Source organism: Streptomyces sp. NPDC107559 (genome assembly GCF_055657365.1).
This window is the reverse complement of sequence record NZ_JBVKBD010000004.1, coordinates 314,797-334,070: the sequence shown is the minus strand read 5'-3', so window position 1 is coordinate 334,070 and position 19,274 is coordinate 314,797. Positions and strand designations below refer to the sequence as shown.

The 19,274-nt window shown below is 68.3% G+C and carries 16 protein-coding genes, 1 tRNA gene and 1 pseudogene; 5 read left to right on the top strand and 13 right to left on the bottom strand.

The window, feature by feature from the left end; genetic code table 11:
• Positions 1 to 68: 68 nt before the first annotated feature.
• Together ACZ7OY_RS16070 and ACZ7OY_RS16065 are read right to left on the bottom strand one after the other, a co-directional pair.
• Entirely contained in the window at positions 69 to 635 is a 567-nt protein-coding gene (locus ACZ7OY_RS16070) for a hypothetical protein (RefSeq protein WP_471911943.1), read from the bottom strand.
• A gap of 580 nt (positions 636 to 1,215) precedes the next feature.
• Positions 1,216 to 1,650, bottom strand: a complete 435-nt coding sequence (locus ACZ7OY_RS16065; protein ID WP_471911942.1) for a hypothetical protein — start codon at positions 1,648 to 1,650, stop codon at positions 1,216 to 1,218.
• A 605-nt stretch (positions 1,651 to 2,255) separates the two neighbouring features.
• On the opposite strand from ACZ7OY_RS16065, the gene ACZ7OY_RS16060 reads away from it, so the two are divergent.
• Positions 2,256 to 2,316, top strand: a tRNA-OTHER gene (locus tag ACZ7OY_RS16060).
• Positions 2,317 to 2,711: 395 nt separating this feature from the next.
• Here ACZ7OY_RS16060 and ACZ7OY_RS16055 read toward each other — a convergent pair.
• Entirely contained in the window at positions 2,712 to 3,050 is a 339-nt protein-coding gene (locus ACZ7OY_RS16055; RefSeq protein WP_450666982.1) for an XRE family transcriptional regulator, read from the bottom strand.
• Positions 3,047 to 3,433, bottom strand: a complete 387-nt coding sequence (locus tag ACZ7OY_RS16050) for a type II toxin-antitoxin system RelE/ParE family toxin (RefSeq protein WP_471911941.1) — start codon at positions 3,431 to 3,433, stop codon at positions 3,047 to 3,049. The genes ACZ7OY_RS16055 and ACZ7OY_RS16050 overlap by 4 nt, the downstream gene beginning before the upstream one ends.
• A gap of 247 nt (positions 3,434 to 3,680) precedes the next feature.
• Between ACZ7OY_RS16050 and ACZ7OY_RS16045 the strand changes: the two genes are divergently transcribed.
• Complete coding sequence (locus ACZ7OY_RS16045) at positions 3,681 to 4,139, top strand: hypothetical protein (RefSeq protein WP_471911940.1); 459 nt, start codon at positions 3,681 to 3,683, stop codon at positions 4,137 to 4,139.
• A gap of 92 nt (positions 4,140 to 4,231) precedes the next feature.
• On the opposite strand, the gene ACZ7OY_RS16040 is transcribed toward ACZ7OY_RS16045, so the two are convergent.
• The gene (locus ACZ7OY_RS16040) at positions 4,232 to 4,699 is read right to left on the bottom strand and encodes a DUF4240 domain-containing protein (RefSeq protein WP_471912098.1); all 468 of its coding nucleotides are present in this window, start codon (positions 4,697 to 4,699) and stop codon (positions 4,232 to 4,234) included.
• A gap of 401 nt (positions 4,700 to 5,100) precedes the next feature.
• Between ACZ7OY_RS16040 and ACZ7OY_RS16035 the strand changes: the two genes are divergently transcribed.
• Both ACZ7OY_RS16035 and ACZ7OY_RS16030 read left to right on the top strand, forming a co-directional pair.
• On the top strand, positions 5,101 to 5,634 hold the full coding sequence (locus ACZ7OY_RS16035; RefSeq protein ID WP_471911939.1) for a SigE family RNA polymerase sigma factor: 534 nt from the start codon (positions 5,101 to 5,103) through the stop codon (positions 5,632 to 5,634).
• Between the two features lie 9 nt (positions 5,635 to 5,643).
• Positions 5,644 to 6,513 (top strand): hypothetical protein, encoded by an 870-nt coding sequence (locus ACZ7OY_RS16030; protein ID WP_471911938.1) that lies wholly within the window; start codon positions 5,644 to 5,646, stop codon positions 6,511 to 6,513.
• A 380-nt stretch (positions 6,514 to 6,893) separates the two neighbouring features.
• Here ACZ7OY_RS16030 and ACZ7OY_RS16025 read toward each other — a convergent pair.
• From ACZ7OY_RS16025 to ACZ7OY_RS16015, 3 genes and pseudogenes are all read right to left on the bottom strand, one after another.
• Positions 6,894 to 7,115, bottom strand: a pseudogene (locus tag ACZ7OY_RS16025) (site-specific integrase); the annotation flags it as partial.
• Between the two features lie 215 nt (positions 7,116 to 7,330).
• Positions 7,331 to 9,286, bottom strand: a complete 1,956-nt coding sequence (locus ACZ7OY_RS16020; protein WP_471911937.1) for a SpoIIE family protein phosphatase — start codon at positions 9,284 to 9,286, stop codon at positions 7,331 to 7,333.
• A 480-nt stretch (positions 9,287 to 9,766) separates the two neighbouring features.
• On the bottom strand, positions 9,767 to 10,747 hold the full coding sequence (locus ACZ7OY_RS16015; protein WP_471911936.1) for a GlxA family transcriptional regulator: 981 nt from the start codon (positions 10,745 to 10,747) through the stop codon (positions 9,767 to 9,769).
• A 128-nt stretch (positions 10,748 to 10,875) separates the two neighbouring features.
• Here ACZ7OY_RS16015 and ACZ7OY_RS16010 point away from each other — a divergent pair, with 128 nt between their 5' ends.
• Positions 10,876 to 11,841, top strand: coding sequence for an NADP-dependent oxidoreductase (locus tag ACZ7OY_RS16010; protein ID WP_471912097.1), 966 nt, complete (start codon positions 10,876 to 10,878; stop codon positions 11,839 to 11,841).
• A 154-nt stretch (positions 11,842 to 11,995) separates the two neighbouring features.
• On the opposite strand, the gene ACZ7OY_RS16005 is transcribed toward ACZ7OY_RS16010, so the two are convergent.
• The 5 genes from ACZ7OY_RS16005 to ACZ7OY_RS15985 form a co-directional block, all read right to left on the bottom strand.
• On the bottom strand, positions 11,996 to 12,991 hold the full coding sequence (locus ACZ7OY_RS16005; protein WP_471911935.1) for an acyl-CoA desaturase: 996 nt from the start codon (positions 12,989 to 12,991) through the stop codon (positions 11,996 to 11,998).
• A 380-nt stretch (positions 12,992 to 13,371) separates the two neighbouring features.
• Positions 13,372 to 13,956: a TerD family protein gene (locus tag ACZ7OY_RS16000; RefSeq protein ID WP_471911934.1), complete on the bottom strand. Its 585-nt coding sequence runs from the start codon at positions 13,954 to 13,956 to the stop codon at positions 13,372 to 13,374.
• A gap of 291 nt (positions 13,957 to 14,247) precedes the next feature.
• On the bottom strand, positions 14,248 to 15,720 hold the full coding sequence (locus ACZ7OY_RS15995) for a vanadium-dependent haloperoxidase (protein ID WP_471911933.1): 1,473 nt from the start codon (positions 15,718 to 15,720) through the stop codon (positions 14,248 to 14,250).
• A 110-nt stretch (positions 15,721 to 15,830) separates the two neighbouring features.
• Positions 15,831 to 17,099 (bottom strand): acyltransferase family protein, encoded by a 1,269-nt coding sequence (locus ACZ7OY_RS15990; protein ID WP_471911932.1) that lies wholly within the window; start codon positions 17,097 to 17,099, stop codon positions 15,831 to 15,833.
• Positions 17,096 to 19,267 carry a bifunctional polysaccharide deacetylase/glycosyltransferase family 2 protein gene (locus ACZ7OY_RS15985; RefSeq protein ID WP_471911931.1) on the bottom strand — a complete coding sequence of 724 codons (2,172 nt, stop codon included), beginning with the start codon at positions 19,265 to 19,267 and terminating at the stop codon, positions 17,096 to 17,098. Before ACZ7OY_RS15985 ends, ACZ7OY_RS15990 begins: the two co-directional genes overlap by 4 nt.
• Between the last annotated feature and the right edge of the window lie 7 nt (positions 19,268 to 19,274).

Genomic DNA, 19,274 nt, shown 5'->3' with positions numbered 1-19,274 from the left:
GCGGAGACGAAGGCCCAGCCGGTTCGCCAGCTGGGCCTCTTCGCGTTGACTCTACGCACACACGATCATTAAGCGTTTCGCCATGCCTCGAAGAATCGCTCGCGGTCTTCAGTCGTTTCGTGGGTCCGCCGGTTGGCAAGCACTACCTGCCAGGCGGTGGTCTCAGCGTCACGCAGCCACAACTTCCCGAAGTACGCAGCACCACCTATGACGTCTAGGGCACCCCCGATCACTTCGGCGACGGCGTCACGCTCACCGTCTTCGAGCTCTGCGAGAAAGCTGAGCACACGACCGGCAATACCCGCCTCGTTCCCGCCGACCAGGTAGTCGAAGAAGGGACCACCGGCATTGGCCGGATCGACGTTCATCGCGGCAACACCTCCTGCCTGCCGCAGCGACGCCCAGAACTCTCGTCCTCCGGGAGTGCCGGGTAGAGGCAGCGCAGCGAAGAGGTCGACCAGATGGCCGTTGGCCGCCTGGTTGTAGGAGACATTGCAGGCTGCTGCGGCAGCAATTTTCGCGACGAGCTCGGCGTCCAGCCCTTCGCCCTCTGGCCAGTCGAGCGGCGTGTTCAGCCGGTTGGCGAGATGCTGAGCCAGCTCAGAATCCTTGTCCAGATACAGCCGAACGATCACAGGTTCCCCCAGTTCAGCGCCAGACGGCGCGCACGGTGGCCTTATCCGCCTGCTAGTCTGCCCAACTGGTCGGCAATCAGGTGAGGCGTGCAGATAACGTCCGGAAAGCGTCACGCTTTTGACCGGATGGACTCCGCACCAACGGCACGAGCAGATCTCGCTGAGCTACGCGGACCGACCGCGACCAATGAAAGTCTCCCTACTACGGGAGACTCACCGGGCTTCCTTGCGAGTTACGCCTCGGGCGCCGAACGCTCCCAGAATCGCACCCAAGCGCGCGACAGACGAGTACACCCCGCGAAGCGCCGCGGGCAAAATAGTAAGCCAGAGCAAATGGGTTGCTCTGGCTTACTATTTCGCCGCCCCGTTCACCTCCGCCTCAAGCAGGAGCTCACCGCAACGGAGGAGTCACTAAACAAGGCGCACGCGTTCCTGATTTCCCTTGTCGAGCACGGGACCTGAAGGGCTTCTCGATAGCCATAAGGTCGGAGCCTTGAAACGAGGGATCAATTCAGCAGAGGACCAAAGTGAGAGTGATTCATAATTCGGGGATCGATCAACTTTCCCGAACCTAACCCGATCACCCCTGAGAGATATCCACTTCGGTCCAGTCCGAGCAGAGCTCCAGAGGGTCGTCCCCCTCATATCGACCCACTTGAACGCCGACATCGGTGATGCCGTTACTGTCGACGGCATAAGTGTCGTCGATTACCCATCCATTGTCGGCGCCATCGAGATCCTTGCGCCACGACCAGTAGTGAATTTCCCCAGAAGTCGTCTTCGTCAGCAGTCTGGCCCTGGCGTGGTGACCATCCGCATACGTGTCATTTACGCCGATCCGCAGCTCTATTCGTGTCGAACTGGTCTTGGTGTAGTTGACGTAGCCGGAAGCGCCAGAAACGGCGCACTGCACACCCCAGTTCGTTGCGCTTGCAGGAGATCCGGCCAATCCTACGATCACCATCGCTGCGGTAGAAATTCCTAGAGCCTGAACGCCTTTATTGATGCGCATCACTCTCACTCCTTCCAAAAATAAACCTTACCCATCCCGCGGAAAGAGAATTCTATCCCAGGAATATTGGAAGTACTGGATTCGCTCGTTTCGTAAATCGGGCGAATGGGCACCAGGAGGGTGAAATTGATAGATCTATTGGCCTGAAAAGTTGTTGGCGTGGCTGATTTTCGTGCGACTGTCGCGGGTGATGCGAAGCGGTAGGAGCGTCGTTATGGCACGAAATCTGCCGTGGTTGCGGTGATGTCATTGGATTGGTGCGGGACCGCAGGTAGGCATACTCGTGAGTGGAAGCGACTGCAGGCCGCGCGTACGGCTCTCACCAAGAGCGGCTCCGGGCAGTGCGAACCGCAGCACCGCACGGACTGAGCGAGGCCAGCTGACGGTGCAGGCCGCCGCCCGGGCCCGTCGGCATCAGGCCGAACCCGGGCAGGCGACCCGCCTTGACCACCTCGGCGCGGAGGTCGAATCCACCGAGCAAGTCGAAGCAGCCAGCGACGAGATGAAGAGTGACGGCAGTTTCTGACGGCAACGTCAGCACACTGACCCGGTCCTGAGCGCCTCCCAGAACACCAGCCGTGCCCTGCCACGGGCTTGGCGCCCAGGCGGCCCGTTCAGTTGGTAGAACTCCTAAAGCGGGTGTCGCAGGTTCGAATCCTGCCGGGGGCACAGTGCCTGAACAGGCGCGATGTATTGGAAAGGCCCCGGACCGATCATGGTCTGGGGCCTTTGACATCCACTTCTGGCACGAGGTGGAGCCGGACGTACGCCTCGTACTTTTCGTCAGGCAGCCTCCTCGATCCGGCCGAGCAGGACGTTGCATCGACAAGACGGCCGCAGGTCACGGCCGCGCGGGGATCAGTTGTGGCTGACGTGGCGGCAGAACAATCTGGTCGAGCGTCGACGGGTGGGCCCGGTGAGGTTACGTGCGGCGGACAACGCCGCACCGGGCTCCCACACCTGGGTCACCAGTAAAGGCCCAGGTCACAGACCCAAGCCTTCCTGTTCATCGAGAGCGTCGGCCGCCGCTGGACCCAACTCCGCGGCCGCTGGCGGCAAGCGTCTCAGGCGACGGTGTATTCGGCGTCCCCGAAGTCCGCGACCACGCGCAGCCGGCCACCGAGCGCTTCCACGTAGGCCCGGAGGGTCGCGACCTCCGCGCGATCCAGCTCACCGTGCTCGATCGCGGAGACCCGAGGTGCCGAGACACCCATCGACGCGGCTACTTGGCGCTGAGTCAGCGCCTGTTCACGCCTGACCTCCGCGAGCTTGTGAGCACGCACTTCAGCGGTCAGCCGGTCCATTGCCGCTTGCTTCTCCTGGGCCGACCGCACCGGCAGCCCAGCGGCCGCACGCCGCTCGCGCGCCTTGCGCTTGGTCTCCTCCCAGCTCACGGCACTCATTCGTACTCCCTGGTTTCAAGATCGGCCAGATGCGTCCGGTACCGCTCCTCAGCGAGCGGAATGTTGATGTCGTACCAGCTCTGCCAGTTTCCGGCCTTGTCGCCGGCCACCAGCAGTACCGCCCGGCGCACCGGATCGAAGGCGAAGAGGATGCGGATCTCGCTGCTCCCGGACGATCCCGGCCGCAGCTCCTTCAGGTGATGATTCTCGGCACCCTTGATCCGGTCGACCAGTGGACGGCCGAGCGTTGGCCCCGTGGCCGCCAGCATGTCGATGGCGTCTTCTACCTGTTCAGCGCTGTCCCAGTCCTCTTCGGCCAGCACCTCGAACCACGCCGCCACCTCCCCGACAAGGACCACTTCCCATTGAGCCACAGCCGCCATGTTAATGCAAGCGTTAACTTCGCCGCGGCGATCCGAGGAGACCGGAGGGCACCACGAGCCCACCGGATCGAGCAGGAAACCACGATGGAAGCGACCGCTCCCGACGAAGCCGCGCCACGGTCTTTCGCCTAGGCCAGAGATCGAGCCACCCCCGGATGATCACAGCTTCCCAAGCTGACGCCGCCGACGAAGTCAGCGCGGGCAAGCGGCCTCGCCCTCGCCGTATGCGGGTGCCTACGATCACGCGGTGAGCTACGACATCTACTTCTTGAACCGACGCGACGGGCAGTCCTGGGACGAGGTCCTGGAAGCCATGGAGGACACGGCCGAGGACCGCGAGCCGATACCCACCCCTCTCCTTGAGGCTTGGGACCGAATCGTGCCGCAGGCCCGGAGGCTGCTGGGCCCAGCGGAGATCACGGAGTACGAGCAGGAGTCGCGGGACCTGAGCCACTCGGGCACAGGCATCGGCCTGTCCGTCTTCGGTGACGAGGTGAGCATCACCGTGCCCTACTGGCACGCGGGGGACGAGGCCGCGGTCGTGCTCGGCCTGGTCTCCGCCCTCGCCGCCGTCGTCGAGAAGGAGACCGGGCTGACCGCCTACGACCCTCAGACGGAACGTCCACTGGTGGAAGCGCCGATGGAGGACTCGATCAGACTGATGTCGCGAATCACCGACGATCTGCACAGCCGCTACGGCGGTTGAGCACCGGGCGGCCGAGCCTGCCAGGTTCCGGGCTGATTGCTCGCTGCGTGCCACAGTCGCGCCGGATACATGGGTCCGAGCGGTGGGCCGCCTCAGCACCCCAGGTCCGGCCATCCATCCTTGTTGGAGTAGCTCTCGAAGCAGTACCGGGTCGGGCGGTCCCACTCCTTCCCGGTGGCGAGTTCGTACGCCTGATCCGGCACGTACAGCAGCCACTCCCCGTCGAACTCGGTGGAGGTGTACGGGGCGAACTTGTCGACGTCGAAGAGGACGCCTTCCCATACGGCTCGTCCCGCGGCGACGACGGCGCAACGGGCGTACAGGAACACGTCGGCAGACTGTGGGAAGGGCTCGCCGTTCCGGTCCGTCATGTCGGCGACCGGAAGCGTCCCGAACTTCTCTTGGTCCAAGCGGTAGAGAGCCTCGGCATGACGTTCCGCGAAGCCGATGATGTCGGGGACGGAACGGCGGCTCAGCTCCTCTGCCAGGCGTCGGCAGCTCGCCTCCGTGGCTTCGCCGTTCAGGGTGGCTATCAGCGCCCAGAAGGCGGCCCATGTCATGCTCACCGGCGCAGGATGCCAGAGCCCTCTGACATCCACGGCTGACATCAACGAGGCCGGACGGCGGCATACGCCAGCACCCCCGCATGACCGCCGGACCTGGCGACGACGACCGGTTGCGGGCGTAGATCGAACTCCTAAAGTGGGTGTCGCAGGTTCGAATCCTGCCGGGGGCACACAAGCAAGGGCCAGTTCAGAGGCATGCTCCTCTCGGACTGGCCCTTTGCCGTGCTCGCGGTCGTGCCACACCCGTGCCGCGAGGTCCGCAGCCGTGGTCAGCGAAGGGAAGGGCGACCCGGTCAGGGACGGCGGGAATTCGGTTTCAACCTTTGGCGTGCGGCAGCGCTCTGAAGAGGGGTGACAGGACACGAGCCCCTGACGGGGTCCGGAGAGGAGAGCAGATGCCGGAGAACGGCCGAGGCTCCGACGCGCCGCGGGGATCCCAGGCGCCCGAGAGCTTCGAGGCCTTCGCCCAGGCGAGTCAGAGACGGCTGTACCGGACCGCGTACCTGCTGTGCGGGGATCCGGACACGGCCAGGGACCTGACCCAGACCACGCTCGCCAAGATGTTCCAGCACTGGCGGCGGGCGAGTGCCGCCGACCACATCGAGGCCTACGCCAGGACCGTGCTGACCCGCACCTACCTGGCCGAGCGGCGGCGGCGCCTGCGGGACCTGCTGGCGCACACACGTCCCGATTCCCGTACCTCGCCGGACCACGCCGATCTGCGGGTGACGCTGATGGCGGCGCTGGCCGGGCTGCCGCCCAGAGCGCGGGCCATGGTCGTGCTGCGGTACTGGGAGGACCAGAGCGTCGAGTCCGTCGCCGCGCTCCTGAAGTGCAGCGAATCCACGGTCAAGAGCCAGTGCTCACGCTCCCTGGCAAAGCTGCGCGCCCAACTGGGCGAGGCCCACCTCTACGCCACGGAGAGCTGAGGAACCGCCATGAGCGACAACATCACCGAGGAAGACCACCGCAGCACCCTGCTCGTCAGGGACGCGATGGAAAGCGCAGTGACCCAACTCCCCCCGCCGCACGACCTGGTGCCCGCCGCGGTCGCCCAGGGCCGACGCCGCAAGGCGCGTGCCCGTCTCGCGGCCGTCATCGGGATCGCCTGCGTGGCGGGGGCCGTGGTCTTCGGCTCCGTGACACTTTCCGCCGGAGGCGGCCCCGACGGGACGGTCCGTCCGGCCACGAGCGGCACACCCTCGCCGCACGAGTCGGTCGAGGAGCCGGAGCCCTACCGCACGCCGGTCCACATCGACCCCACGAGCGACGACGAACGGCCCACGGCCGGCCTGTCCTCCACCGAGCGGGCACGGCGGGCACAGTTCCAGCAGCAGGCCGCCGTCGTCCTCGACAGACTGCTGCCGGACGCCGTCGGCCTGATCCGGCCGGTCGACATCGACGTGTCGCTCTACCAGGGCGCAACCACGGACGGGAAGGTGTTCACCGTCGTCTTCTCCGTGCGGCCCTCCGCCGGCGACCCGGGCCCGAAACCCTGTCCCCCCGCCGCCGCTCTTGCCGTCGGGGGCGGAACCTGTGAGCAGACCACATTGCCGAGCGGCATCAAGGCCACCGCACTGCGCGTGGTCACCGACTCGCCCGAGACCACGTCCACCGACGTCCTTTTCCACTACGGACACAGCGATGTCCGCGTCTCCGTCGAACCGGACGTGAACGCCAAGGTCTCCGCCCCCGTCACCAGCAAGGAACTGCTCGCGGCGATCGGCGACTCCCGCTTCCTCGACCTGGTGCGGTACGCCGACCAGCACCCTGTGCAGAAGAAGCAGACCACCGTCGTGGGCGGCTGACAGCGGGTAGCGGCGCCGGAGTCGGGACCGGTACGGCAGCAACCACACACCTCGCAGAGCCGTAGCACGACCAGTAGGCCCCGCACGGACAGCTCCCCATGGAGCCACGGACAGAAGGCTCCGACATCCGTGGCTGACATCAACGACGCCGGACAGGGGCGTACTCCGACAACCCTGTCCGGCCGCGGGACCAGGCGACCGCGGCATCAGGAGCCAGCCCGGCTCGAACTCCCGAAGCGGGTGTCGCAGGTTCGAATCGTGCCGGGGGCACAGGCCGAAGGGCCGGCTCGGGAGGGTTTGCCTCCCAGGCCGGCCCTTTGTCGTGTCCGGGGTCGTGCCACACGCGTGCCACTACGGCCGTGTGGAGACCGGATCCCCTGGTCCGATGCGGCGGTCTCTCCCCCGCCCTCACGGATCATCGCTCCGAGGCGATCAGCGACGGCCCGGTCACGGTCGCTGGTGATGTGCTGACAGATCAGCGCGGCGCGCAAGCTGCCGTGGCCCACGCGGGTCATCAGCTCGCGGGTGCCGGCTCCGGCGGTCGACGCCAGGGTGTTGCCGGTGTGCCGGAGATCGTGAAAGTTCGGCTCCGCCGTGACGCCGCAACGTCAGGGACGGTCGGTGGTACGGCGGTTGTGGATGACCGGGCAGAAGCCGGGAGCCGTGAAGGTGTCCTCGAGCTGAAGATCTGGATCCTCCGGGAGGTGCTCCACTGACTACGAAACTCTCTGTCGAGAACACGCCGCTCGGTGAATGAGCGCGAGGGGTGGTCTTTCAGTGGGGTCCGCGTTGAGGGTGTGTGCGGACGCGGGCGCCGTCATGTGCGTCGGACGACCAGCACGGCCACGTCGTCGAGGTGGTCCACCTCGACCGCGGCGTCGAGAACGCGGTCGGCGATCTCCTCGGCGTGCAGCCCGTCGCGGACGGCTTGGGCGGCCAAGGCTCCGGCTCGTTCCAGTCCGGCCTCCAGCGTCAGGCCCGGCCCTTCGACCACACCGTCGGTGACCATGACCAGCGCGGCATCCTTGTCCAGGGTGAAGGTTCCCTTGGAGTAGTCGACGTCGGGCAGGACTCCCAGCACCGGGCCGCCCGGCAGCTCACGGATGCTGTGGCTGGCGTCGTCCCGTGCGTACAACAACGGCACATGGCCGGCGCTGGTGCCCATGACCTGTCCGTCGCGCGGGTCGAGACGCAAGATGGTGCAGCTGGCGAATCGTGCGGGGACCATCGCGACGAGCAGCTCGTTGGTGCGCGCCAGCACGGTTCCCGGATCCGGTTCCTGGGCGGCGATCGCGCGCATGGACAGGCGGACCTGTCCCATGAAGGCGGCGGCGTCCACGTCGTGCCCCTGAACGTCGCCGATCTCCAGTGCGATCGTGCCGTCGGGCGTGACGAAGGCGTCGTACCAGTCTCCCCCGATGTCCAGCCCGTCCCGACTGGGCAGGTAGCGGGCGGCGACCTCCAGGCCCGGGAGGTGTTCGGGCAGTTTGGGGAGCATGGCCTGCTGGAGTGCCGTGGCCAGCTCGACTCGTGCCTGCTGCAGCCTGATGTGCCTCAGTGCCTGGCCTGCCAGGTCGGCCAGGGTGGACAGGAGGGTCCGCTCGTCCAGGGACGGCCGGTGTCCGCTGGCATAGGTCATCAGCCACGCTCCGAGTGGCTGATCGCCGGTCTCGCTGAGGGGGGTGATGGAGACGGCGTAATCGGAGCCGAGCCGGGCGAGCTTCGGAAGTACGGCCCCGTCCGGCCAGCGGCGGATGTATTCCTCTCGGTCGAGGACGAAATGTGGCTTGCCGGTGCGGATCGCCTCGGACAGCGGGCTCGGATCGCCCAGCGGGAGGCCGTGCAGGGCCTCGACCTCCCACGTGGCTATCCCGGCGTCGGTGGACACGCACAGGTGGCCGTTGTCGACGAGCGCGAGCAGGGCGCCGGTGGCGGAGAAGGTTGCGGCGAGCCGGGTCAGGGCGACCTGCTGCAGTTCCTGTTCCGTGGCTGCGGTGATCAAGGCGGCGGAGAAGTCCGCGATCTCCTTGGCGCGCTGTCGCTCGGCAGTCAGTTCAGCCTGCGCCTCCTTCGCCTGCTTGGTGTCGTCGCGAACCACCCCCAGGATCCGCTCGGGGCCGCCGTACCCCAACTGGATCCGACGGGTCTGAACGGCCAGCTGATGCCAGCCGTCGTGCGGGGTGAGGTACCGCAACCTCACCCAGGAGGACTCGGCGGAGGTCGCGCGCAGGAGCTGCCGCAAGGCCTCCTCGTCGTCAGGGTGCACCGCCGAGATCAGGCTGGAAAGCGGCGTGGTCGGATCCGGCAGGAGCACGGCCAGAACGGGTGCGCCACCGAGCCACTCCAGCTGGCGTCCCTCGGGGGAATACATCCACAGGCCTAGCTCGGCGGCCGTGGTGGCCAGCCGGAACGGGATCAGCAGGCTGGCCAGGTCGTTCCGCGCATCCAGCGCGTGCACCAGGACCAGCTGTTCGTCATCGGTGGGATCCTTCACCGGCCGCGCCTCGATCAAGCAGGCAACGGGCGCTCTGCACGGCCCGGGGAACTCCAGCACCCGCATGGCGGTCGCCCCCGTCCTGGCGGCGACCACGAGACTCTCGGCCTGCATCCTCTGGCTCGCAGGCGACAGAGCACCGAAGTCGCGTCCCAGGCACTGCTCCGACGGCCTGCCCAGCGCCGTGGCCATCGCAGGGTTGAGGCTGCGGATGGCGCCGTCCAGCGTCAGAAGAGCCGCCGGGTCGGCCCTGCGAAGGAGTGCGTCCACAGCGTCCATCTGTGACTCCCTGGCAAATATCAAAAACAGCCTATTCAGTAATATTCGCGCGTTTCGCCACGATGTCTCGGCGAAGGCCGTGTCCGACTGGCTACGTCGAGCAACGACGGGCGAAGACCCGCTGAAAGCGGTGGACGGCGGCCCGTGAGGAGGCGTCGACAGAACTCGGTCGCGGTACAGCAACGGCTACAGGATTACGTGCCGTGCCGGAACCGTGCCAGATTCCGCGGGGACGACGGGGAACAGTGGGCAACGCTCCAGCCCTGCGACCAAGCACAGGTGGGGCTCCGCCGCAGGTCGGTCCGGCAACCGCGCCCAGATCGCCCGAGCTTCCCAGGCTGATGCCTTCACGGCGCGATGGGGTCTGCGATCGAGAGAGGGAAACCTTGTCCTTCCTGTGCCGCGGAGGCCGGCGGACTCGGCGACGCCGGTGAAGGAGCGTCGGACGTTGCGCGGAGCGGGCGGCGCCCGGCCGGGTGGTCACTGTCCTGTCGTGGGCTCCGGTGCGTTGTGGGCGCGACGGTAGGCCAGTGGTGACAGGCCCAGGTGCGTGTGGAAGTGCTTGCGCAATGCGACGGGGTCGCCGAAGCCGCAGACGGTGGCGATCCGCGCGACGGTGAGGTCGGTGGACTCCAGCAGCAGGCGCGCGTGGGCCAGCCGCCGCTGTGCCAGCCACTTCAGCGGGCTGCTGCCCACCTCGCCGCGGAACCGCCGGGTGAAGGTGCGCACGCTCATGTGCGCGTGCCGGGCCATGTCCTCCAGGGTGATCGGCTCGGCGAGCCGGTCCAGCGCCCACTGCCGGGTCGCCGAGGTGGAACGGTCGGTGTCCTGCGGAACCGGGTGCTCGATGAACTGCGCCTGCCCGCCCTCGCGCCACGGCGCCACCACGCAGCGGCGTGCGGCGGCCGAGGCCACCGCCGCCCCGTGGTCCAGACGGACCAGATGCAGGCACAGGTCGATGCCGGCTGCTCCGCCCGCGGACGTCAGGATGCGTCCGTTGTCGACGAACAGGACGTCCGGATCGACGTCGACGTCGGGGAACAGCCGCGCCAGCGCGTCACACAGCGCCCAGTGCGTCGTGGCCCGCCGGCCGTCCAGCAGACCGGCCGCCGCGAGCAGGAACGCCGACGTGCACAGGCTGACGATGCGGGTCCCCGGCCCGATCCGGTCCAGCGCCGCGGCGAGTTCCCCGGAGAGCGTGCCGGTCGCGAGCAGACGCTCGCTGGGCTCCTGCGTGGCCAGAACGACGGTGTCCGCGCTCTCCAGCGCCGACTCGTCGTGGTCGACGACGATCCGGTAGTCCTCGTGCGTGCGTACCGGCCTGCCGCCGAGGGAGCAGGTGACGACGGAGTACAGACGGGTCCCGTCCGGTTCGCAGGCCTCGTTGAACACCCGCGCCGGGATGCCCAGGTCCAGCGGCAGGACTCCATCGAGGGCGAGAACGGCGACACGATGCGGCATGGCTGGAATGGTACGACAGGTGACCCTCCGGCCACTCACTCGTCTCCGCGAGCACACGCCACTGTTTCTTCTGCCGGGATCGCGGTCCCGGCAGAAGGAACAGCGATACGGACATGAGCGAGGACAAGATGAGTGAACACACCATGCGGGCGGTCACCGTCACGGAGTTCGGCGGGCCGCAGGTGCTGACCGCCGAGGAGGTCGCGCGCCCCGAGCCGCTGCCGACCGAGGTGCTGGTACGCGTGCACGCCGCCGGCGTCAACCCGGTGGACTGGAAGACCCGCGAAGGCCAGGGCATGGCGGGACTGCAGACGTTCCCGCTGATCCTGGGCTGGGACGTCTCCGGTGTCGTCGAGGAGGTCGGCTTCGGCGTCACCACGCTCGCGCCCGGCGACGAGGTGTACGGCATGCCGTGGTTCCCGCGCGCCGCCGGCGGCTACGCCGAGTACGTGACCGCCCCGGCCCGCCAGTGGGCCCGCAAGCCGGCCACCCTGGACCACGTGCACGCGGCCGCCGTGCCGCTGGCCGCGCTGACCGCCTGGCAGACCGTGGTCGACACCGCCCATGTGCAGGCCGGCCAGCGCGTCCTGATCACGGCCGCCGCCGGCGGGGTGGGCCACTTCGCGGTCCAGTTCGCGCGGCACCTGGGCGCCCACGTGATCGCCACCGCCAGCGCCGCACGCCACCCCTGGCTCAAGCAGCTCGGCGCCGACGAGACCATCGACTACACCACCACCCGCTTCGAGGACGCCGTCAAGGACGTCGACGTCGTCATCGACCTGGTGGGCGACGCCCACGACCGGACCGGCACCCGCTCGCTCGCGGTCCTGCGCCCGGGCGGCCTGCTGGTCGCCGTCCCGGCCGGTGTCTCCCCGGAACTGGCCGCGGCCGCCGAGGCGGCGGGCGTGCGGGTCACCCCGTACCTGGTCGAGCCGGACGGCGCGGGGCTGACCACGATCGCAGGCCTGATCGACGCCGGCGAGGTCGCCGTCGAGGTGGCGGAGACCTTCCCGCTGGAGCAGGCCGGCGCGGCCCACGCCCGCGTCGAGGCCGGCCGCACCCGCGGCAAGGTCGTCCTCACCGTCGCCGGCTGACCACCCCGGCCTCACCCTGCGGTGACCGGTGCGATCCTGCTGTTCGGCGCTGTCCCTGCCGGCTCGGGAGCATCGAGAGGGCCTGCGAGCGCTGAGCCACCGTCCCTGTGGAGATCGACCTCGGCCAGGGCTGATCTGCGCGGTGCGAGGGTCGTCAGCCCGAGGAGCCGTGCGGGGTGCGCGGGTCGGGCAGCAGGCGGGCGCCGAGACGGTCCTGGCTCGGCCAGCGCACGTCGTGGGCCCAGCGGAGCTTCTCGAAGACCCAGATGAGGCGGGCCGCCGGGTCGAGCTGGCCCGGCAGCACGCCGTGGCGCGCGGCCGTGGGGTCGGCGTGATGCGAGTTGTGCCAGCTCTCGCCGAAGGACAACAGCGCCAGTGGCCAGAAGTTGGTGGCCTTGTCCCGGCTGGCGAAGGGGCGCCTGCCCGCGACATGGCAGATCGAGTTCACCGACCAGGTGACATGGTGCAGCAGCGCCATCCGGATCACGCCGGCCCAGAAGAACCCGGTCAGCGCGCCCGTCCAGGTGCCGGTGGCGAACCCGCCGACCAACGCCGGGGTCAGGAGCGAGACGGCGGTCAGCGGCCCGAACAGTCGGCCGATGAGCCGCAGATCGGGATCGGCGGCGATGTCGGGTGCGAATCTGGCCCGGTTGCTCAGTTCACGCTTCAGCATCCACCCGATGTGCGCGTGGAGAAGTCCCTTGAGCAGCGCGCGTGTGTCGGTGCCGTAGCGCCACGGCGAGTGCGGGTCACCCTCGCGGTCGGCGAAGGCGTGGTGACGCCGGTGGTTCGCCACCCACTGGACCGGCGAGCCCTCGACTCCCAGCGAACCCGCGACGGCCAGGGCGATCCGCAGGCCTCGCCGTGCCTTGAACGAGCGGTGCGTGAAGAGACGGTGGTAGCCGACCGTCAGGCCGGCCAGGGAGACGAGGTAGGACACCACGGCCATGCCGAGGTCCAGCATGGACAGGCCCCGTCCCCACGCGAACGGCAGCACGGCGATCAGGGAGACCGGCGGGGCGACGACGAAGATCCACATCGTCACCCCCGCCGCGGCCGTCTGGGGAACATCGAGCAGCGGCTTGGCCCCGGCGTCGGCCTGCTGTTCGGCGGTGGTGCGGTCGGTACGGTCGACGTCACTCGGGTCCATCGGTTCCTCACCATCGCTCAGCCTTCTCGGAGCCGGTGCCGGACCGGCCCGGATCACGCGCCCGCGTGCTTCCCACCATCGCACCGGGGGGCATCCGTGCAGGTCGTCGCCGATGTCCAGGGCGTGAACGTTTCCGTGCCGGAGCCACGGACGGCGGAGGAAGAGCACCTGTCGGCTCGGGCCGGGCAGCATGCGGTCGACGAACGTGCGCAGACCGGCGACCGGGCCGAACCGTCCGGGGCGGGTCGAAGGCGGCTTCAGCCCGCCCCGGACGGTTCACTTCGCCGGATCCCGGAACATGCGCCGGCTCCCGGAACATGCGGAGGGCGTCGACCGAGTCGTACCGCGACGACGTACTAGATGAAGTACTCGATGAAGTACTACTTGTTGACCGCGAAACGCAGCAGGGCGTGCTCGTCGCCCTGTTTGATCTGGCCCGTCGAGTTGATCACTTCGAGCTTCCAACTGTCGCCGACCCGGATCGCCTTGGCCACGGCACAGCCGTTGTCCCGGCTGAGCAGGCTCGGCCAGATGTCGGCGACCTGCTGGGAACTGCCCCCGGACGCGTCGTAGACCTTGAAGCTGATGTTGCGTGCCTTCTGGAAGGAGCTGCCCTTCTTGTACGCGGCGGCCACGAACACGATCGACGTGATGTGGGGCGGGATCCGGGCGAACTCGACGGTCACCGTCTCGTCGTCACCGTCCCCGTGCCCGGTCTGGTTGTCGCCGCTGTGGATCAGCGAGCCGTTGCCCATCGGGTCGAGCGAGTCGAGGCCCGCCAGGCGCACCGGGTCCCGTCCCTGCATGGCTATGGCGATGAGGTCGAGGTCGGTGCCGCTCTTTCGGCGCAGGGTGCCCAGCACTCCGCCGCTGCTGCCGGCGGTGGGGTCCCAGGAGACACCGAGGGACAGATGAGTCACCCCGTCCAGGTCTGCCGGGCCGTCTTCCTTCGTGAGCGTGATCATTTTGTGGGTCATCCTTGTCTCAAAGGGACTACACCGCAGAGTCTGCCCGACACGTTCACGGTTCCATTCTTGTTTCCGGGCAGGTCCCGGCCCGGATCGTCTCCGACATGCCGCCCTCAGGCCGGCGCGGGCATGCAGCCACCGCGGGCGGACAGCAGGGCGCACGCCGAAGGCCCCGGACCGATCGTGGTCCGGGGCCTTCGGCGTGCGGGTTCGGCGTCGGCGAGCGCAGTGAGCCGGTCCTCACCCGGCGGTCTCAGGTTTCTCCCGTGACCGGGGCACGGTGCCGGCTCACTGGTGGTGCGGACGGCCCGGCCGGATCGGCAGCAGCGCGTGGGTGGAGACGTAGTCGCCGACCTTGGTGCCGATCCGCCTTCCGTCCTCGGCGTCCCAGCGGAAGTGCACGCCCAGGTAGAGGCGGCTGAACTCGCCCTCCTGGGCGACCTGGCTGAAGTTCCGCATCAGACGGAACCTCTGGAGCGTGTGCGGGTCCTCGGAGTGCGCGATGAACGGGACGTCGTCGCGGTTGAAGAAGTTCCGCATCGCGCCTGCCCACGCACCCGTGAAGTTGGCGTGCCCGGAGGTCCAGGCGGGGAAGCACGGGGTGAACGGCCGCCCTGCGCGGTCCGCGCTGAGCGGCTCCCAGCTCAGGTCCCCCGCCGCGTGGATCGCGGAGACCGGACGCCACAGCTTGATCGGGGTGTCGAACTTGCTGTCCCAGGCCGTGATCCCGGCGTCCGCCAGCGACAGCGCCGACTGCGCGAACAGCCGGGTGGTGTTGTACGTGTCGAGCCGGAACTTCTTGGCGACGATCCCGGTCAGTTCGAGGAGCTGCCCCGGGGGGTGGAAGGTGCCGTCCAGGTCGTGGTCCCAGAACCAGCCGATGACGGTCTGCTCGTAGGTGCGCACGGTGGAGTCGACGGCACCGATCCTGCGCACCTCCTCGCGCTGGCGTGCGTACTCCGGGCTGGCCACCAGATCGGCGTAGTCGGTGAAGCCGCGCAGGGTGGGAGGCCGGAACTGCGAGCCGGAGCGGAGCACGAACGGCCGCACCTTGCCCCAGTTCGGGGTCACGGCGTCGGTCTTCTTCGTGCAGTCCGCCTCACCCGTCGGCCGCCAGGCTCCGGGCGTGGTGGTGTTGCCGTGGTATTTCGCCGGGTTGTTCGAACCGTCGCCCACCCGGGACTTGTTGATCTGCCGCAGCACCCGGTCGACGATCTGACGGTCGAGGGGGTCGTAGGCGTAGGGGGAACGACCGGTCCGGGCTCTGTACTTGGCGTCGATGTAGGCCCGATCGCCCGGGTACAGCTGCGAGATCATCCGGTACGCCGTCCGGTCGATCACCCGTTCCTGCGCGTCCGGACCCGGCCGTGCGGGTCCGCCGGCGTACTTCAGCGGCCGATTCAGGTAGGGCTCGTACTTCAAGGTCGCGTACGTGTTCTGATAGGCGCTCTCGGCGTTGTAGACCGCCGCGAAGACCATCGCCCCGGACCTGCTGAGCTTGCCGGGCGCGGCGTCCAGGCCCCGCGCGTTGCGGAACGTCTGGAGCAGAACCCTGTTCCAGTACTGCGTCGGATCGTCGTTGTACCGCGTCGCGGCGGCGGTCGGTGCCCCACCGGCCACCGCCGAAGTCACTCCGGCGAGCAGGGCGCCGGCCATGACGGCGGCCCTCAGCCGTCCCCGGCGTCCGCCGGCCCGGACCTTCAGGTGGGAGAGCACGGACTTCGGGGCCGGCGGACGGCCGTGATCGAGCGCGGGAGCCATCGCATTCCTTTCGACGTCGCTGATCGACAGCGGCAGCGTAAGATCGGATATGCGCAAATGGTGATCAACCACGCCGGTATGCCATATGTCTGACCGGTATGTCAGATTTATCAAGAAATGCGGCGACGCCCCTTGGCGCGGCGCGGGTAGGGGAAGAGCCGCGGGCGGCGCTTGGCGGCCACGTCCTCGATCCAGCCGAAGAGCAGGATCGCCAGGCAGATCAGGGGAACGGCGACCACCAGCGGGGTCCACTGGCTGACCAGCAGCCAGTGCGCGTGGTCGTAGAAGAAGGTGCTGTTCCACAACAGGTCGATCAGCGGCTCGGTCAGCACCAGCGCGAAGGAGTGCCACAGATAGACGCTGACGGCGCGCGAGTTGAGCAGGCTGATCACGCCGTTGAACCGCTCCAGCGGCTTGGGCCACTGCTCCCAGGAGGGGCTCAGATGGAGCAGCAGCATCACCGCGCCGAACGACCAGACCGCCTGGGCGACCGGTACCGCTTCCAGGTCGTGCCCGAGCCGCGGGTTGTCCAGCGGCGCCCGCATCAGCCACCAGTAGCCGAACATGAGCACCAGCGGCGCGAGGGACGGCACGACGTACTGCGGGATCCGGCGCAGCAGCCCCTCCCCGTGGGCCATGCCGAGCAGCCAGCAGGAGCCGAAGGTGGTGAAGTCGGTGGCGGCTTCCATCAGTCGGCCGGTCTGGTCGACCAGGCCGGAGTTGATGACGAACGCGAGCGCCAGCGGCACCAGCAGGGTGACCCAGGGCAGCCTCCGCAGCGCCTTGAGCATCAGCGGTGACAGCAGGACGTACCAGAGGTAGGCGCGCAGGTACCACAGGGGGACACAGATCTGTTCGGCCCAGGAGGCCGGCAGGTGCCCGCCGAAGGTGTGCAGCGAGGGCCCGAACGGCGGCTCGCTGAACGGCAGGATCCAGTAGGCCAGGTCGCCCCACCACCAGTTGGGGTGGAGGTGGTCGGGCCGCCAGCCCTGGAGGATCATCAGCGGCACCACGACCGCGCCGAACAGCCACATCGGCGGCAGCAGACGGCGCAGCCGACCGCGGATCACGCTCAGCGCAGGCCGGTTGAGGGAGCGCACCATCAGCGACCCGGCCAGCGCGAACATCACGCCCATGGAGGGAAAGACGATCGGCAGCCAGGTCCAGCCGAAGTTGTGGTAGACCACCACGCGGACCAGGGCGAGCGCCCGCAGCAGGTCGAGGTAGCGGTCCCGGCCGGGCTTGCGCGCGGGCGCCGGAGCCGCCTCCTCGGGCTCCTCGTCGCGCTGCACGGCGAACGCGCCGGGGTCCAGGACCCGCAGCGCCATGGTCTCGGAGGAGTCCCGGGTGCCGTAGGCACCTCGTTCCGCGGTACTCATGAAGACATCGCCCCCGTCGTGACGTCGAGCCCCACCTCACCGGTGCGCTTCAGCTTCTGCCAGCGCAACCGGCCTCCGGTCAGAGCGGTGATGGCGGACTGCATCAGCACCATGTACATGAGCACCCGGTAGACCACCTGCTGGGCCGGCAGCGTGATCAGATGCCAGGCCTTCTCCTTGTCCAGGTGGAAGGACCACCAGGCACAGACGGCCTGGAGGGCCATCACCGCGAACCAGGCGGCCAGGGTCTTGTACGCGTCGACGAAGACGACGCCGTAGACCATGCCGATGTCGAACGCGGGCGCGAGCAGCGGGGTGATCACCATGAACAGGGTGACGAACGGCAGCCCCACCCGGCCGAAGTGGCCGGCCGCGCCGCGCTCCAGCAGTGCGTGCCGGTGCTTCCACATCGCCTGCATGGTGCCGTAACTCCAGCGGTACCGCTGCGACCACAGCTGCTTCATGCTGACGGGCGCCTCGGTCCAGGCGCGGGCGTTCTCGGTGTAGACGATCTTCCAGCCGGCCCGGTGCAGGGCCATGGTCACGTCGGTGTCCTCGGCGAGCGTGTCGTCGCTCATGCCGCCCGCCTGGTCGAGCGCGGTGCGGCGGAAGGCGCCGATGGCGCCGGGGATGGTCGGCATGCAGTTGAGCACGTCGTACATCCGGCGGTCGAGGTTGAAGCCCATCACGTACTCGATGTGCTGCCAGGCGCCGATGAGCGTGTCGCGGTTGCCGACCTTCGCGTTGCCCGCCACCGCGCCGACCCGCGGTTCGGCGAAGGGCTGCACCAACTCGCGTACGGTGGAAGGCTCGAAGACCGTGTCGCCGTCCATCATCACGATCAGGTCGTACGAGGCGGCGGCCACACCGGTGTTGAGGGCGGTCGGCTTGCCGCTGTTCTGCTGCCGGATCAACCGGACGTTCGGCAGGGCGAGTTCCTCCACGATGGCGGACGTGTCGTCGGTCGACCCGTCGTCGACCACGATCACCTCGATGGGATGGTCGCTCGTGGCCAGGGAGAGCAGGGTGTTGGCGATGCACTCCTGCTCGTTGTACGCGGGTACTACCACGGTGACCGGTTCGGTGACCGGGTCGCCCCAGGAGAAGCCGCGTCTGCGCACCCGCCGCACATGGACGGCCGAGAGCACCAGCATCAGCGCGAACCGCGCCATGACCAGCACGCCGACGACCGCGAGCAGGCCGACCAGCCACGGCATCAGCCTCACCGAGAAGGAGGTGCACCACACGAACGCCTTGCCGACCCACAGGTCGTAGCCGGTGACCTCGGTGTTGGCGGTGCCGGTGCCGAGTGCCTCGGCGGTGGTCCTGAAGGTGTAGCCCTGGGCCTTGAGCTTCTCGATGATGATGGGCAGCGCGGCCAGCGTCTGCGCCCGGTTGCCGCCCGCGTCGTGCATCAGGACCATCTCGCCCTGGCCGGGGAGGTCGGGCATGGCGGACCTGACGATGGCGTCGACGCCGGGGCGCTTCCAGTCGTCGGTGTCCTTGTCGATGAAGGCGGTCAGGTACCCCTCCGACCCGGCCTGCTTGGTCACCGGCCACGACCAGTCGTCCAGCGCGTCCACGGTGGAGGAGTAGGGCGGGCGGAACAGGCTGGAGTGGACGCCTGCGACACCGGCCAGCGCGAGCTGGGTCTCGCCCAGCTCCCAGGTGAGCCGGGTGCCGGAGTGCAGCGCGAGGTCGGGGTGGGTGAAGGTGTGCAGCCCGATCTCATGGCCCTCGGCCACGATCTGCCGGATCAGCGACGGGTTGCGGGTGACCATCGAGCCGGTGACGAAGAAGTCGGCGCGGACGTTCTGCTCCTTCAGCACCTTGAGGATCTTCGGCGTCCACTGGGGGGACGGTCCGTCGTCGAAGGAGAGGACGACGGTCTTGTCCGGGATCGTGTAGTTGACCGGCTTGTCCTGCTTGTCGCCACGTGCGTCGACGACCGGGCCGCCCTCCAGCACACTGGTCGGGACGGTGACCTTGTCCACCGAGGTGGCGATCTTCTCGTCGTGGAAGACCTCGTTGTTCGCCATGCCGCGCAGCACCATCAGCGCCAGCAGGGTCGCCAGTACGGTCACCGGCAGGAAGAAGCGCAGGGGAGGTGCGGCGAGTCGGCGCGGCCGCGCGATGGACTGCCGGGAGTGACGGCGGGAGCGGGACATGGACTTC